The 2003-nt window shown below is 54.1% G+C and carries 1 protein-coding gene and 1 pseudogene; both read right to left on the reverse strand.

The genetic code is table 11. From position 1 onward, the window contains the following. Positions 1–72: 72 nt before the first annotated feature. Positions 73–1011: a ketopantoate/pantoate/pantothenate transporter PanS gene (gene panS / locus ACSZPU_RS25325; protein WP_499004358.1), complete on the reverse strand. Its 939-nt coding sequence runs from the start codon at positions 1009–1011 to the stop codon at positions 73–75. A gap of 246 nt (positions 1012–1257) precedes the next feature. Next, a pseudogene (locus ACSZPU_RS25330) lies at positions 1258–1923 on the reverse strand (sigma 54-interacting transcriptional regulator); the annotation flags it as partial. Positions 1924–2003 lie beyond the last annotated feature (80 nt).

The following is a 2003-nucleotide window of genomic DNA, read 5'->3' on the forward strand; positions in this document are numbered from 1 at the left end:
CGTAGCGAGCCATAGTTCAATATGTTGTTGAAAAAGACAGTTACTATAACTCAGGTGATTAAGGGACACAGCCTAGTGTTTTTTTACCGCGTGATGTTTCTGCTCAATAGTCTTACCGGACCAGTAGCCCGCCAGCAGCGAGCCGGAGAGGTTGTGCCAGACCGAGAACAGCGCACCCGGCAGGGCTGCCAGCGGCGAGAAGTAGATTTTACCCAGTGCGGCAGCAAGACCAGAGTTCTGCATCCCCACTTCGATGGCCAGTGTGCGGCAGGTGGATTCGTCGAAACCGAACAGACGGCCACCCCAGTAACCGCCCAGCAGACCGATACTGTTATGCAAAATCACCGCGACAATCACCACCAGGCCTACGGAAGCAATGTGCGAAGCGGAACCCGCGACCACGGCGCTGATGATAGCCAGAATGCAGACCATCGAAAACGCGGGCAGATACGGCTCCACCGCCTTCACCACGCGCGGGAACAGGTGGTGCACAATCAGGCCGAGACCAATCGGAATCACCACGATCTGCAGAATGCTCAGCAGCATGCCCATAACATCCACCTGAATGTGGGTGTCAACATACAGGCGCGTCAGTAGCGGCGTGGCGACCACGCCAACCAACGTTGAGACGGACGAAATGGTCACTGAGAGCGCCACGTCGCCTTTTGCCAGAAAGATCATTACGTTGGATGCCGTACCGCTGGCCACGCTGCCTACCAGAACCATCCCGGCAGAGAGATCCGGCGGCATTTTGAAAATCATCGCCAGCAGCCAGGCGGCAAGCGGCATCACCAGGTAGTGCAGGAAAATGCCTGCGGCAACCGGGGCCGGGCGAGAAAGGACGCGTTTGAAATCGTCAATTTTCAGGTGCACGCCCATGCCGAACATAATCAGCATCAGCAGCGTGGTGACCCACGGGCCAATAGGAATAAAGGTCGAGGGCGTGTAATAGGCAAGTACAGAGAGCAGCAGCGCCCATAACGGGAACAGCCGGGTGAGTACAGCGAGCATAGTGTTTTCCTTTAACGCGTTGTGTTGTGTTTTGTTATGTACCCTAAATAATTCGAGTCGCAGGAAGGCGGCAAGTGCGTGAATCCTCAGGAGCTTACTCAAGTAAGTGACTGGGGTGAGCAAACGTAGCCAACACGCATGCGGCTTGAAATATGAAGGGTATAAAAAGGCCGGGATCGAGCCCGGCCATAGCTATTGTTTATCGCGTGAGGAAATTTTATTCAAACAAATTATGATGAAGAGGATTCATGTAGCGGAAAGGACGTTTTCCCAGCTCAGCCCGAAGCGCGCGAGGTATTTGCGCAGACGGTCAGCATCATTCGGATTAGCCTTTTTTAAGCGTGAAACGGCAAACAGTTCGCGCCCGGCGTCGGAAAGCGAATGGTGACGTCGACACACCTCCAGTACCGTTTCCAGTTGCCGCTGGTCAAACAGATCGATCTCTTCGGTTAAAGCGGGCAGCGTGGACGACGCCTGCCAGGTGTGCTGCAAACGGGCGATTTCTTCTTCGGCATTAGCCAGAGTGATGCGCCCCTGTTCGGCCAGTGTTGCCATGCGGGCAATCGAAGAACTCAGTTCGCGAAAGTTTCCGCGCCACTGCGCCTGACCGGAAAAGGCGAATGCCAGATAACGTTCACGCGCGTCTTTATCAAAACGGATTTGCGTTTGTTCCTCTGCACAAAAGCGCTGAAGTTCGAATTCAATATTCGGTGCGATGTCTTCGCGCCTGTCGGCGAGCCCCGGTAGGGCAAAGGTCCACATATTGATACGTGCGTAGAGATCCTCGCGAAATTTCCCTTCTTCCACCCACTGGCGCATGTCGCGGTGCGTGCCGGCGATAAGCTGAAAATCACTGTGGACCTCTTTATCTGAGCCAAAGGGAAAGAAGGTCTTTTCTTCAATGGCTTTTAGATGGTGTCGTCACAAGATTTTAGCCCAGAGAGCGATGCATCTGATCTGGACGGCAGCGAGAAATGAGGCCGTATTTTTTG

Origin of the sequence: Phytobacter sp. V69, from assembly GCF_965644215.1 — a bacterium.
Classification (GTDB): domain Bacteria; phylum Pseudomonadota; class Gammaproteobacteria; order Enterobacterales; family Enterobacteriaceae; genus Phytobacter.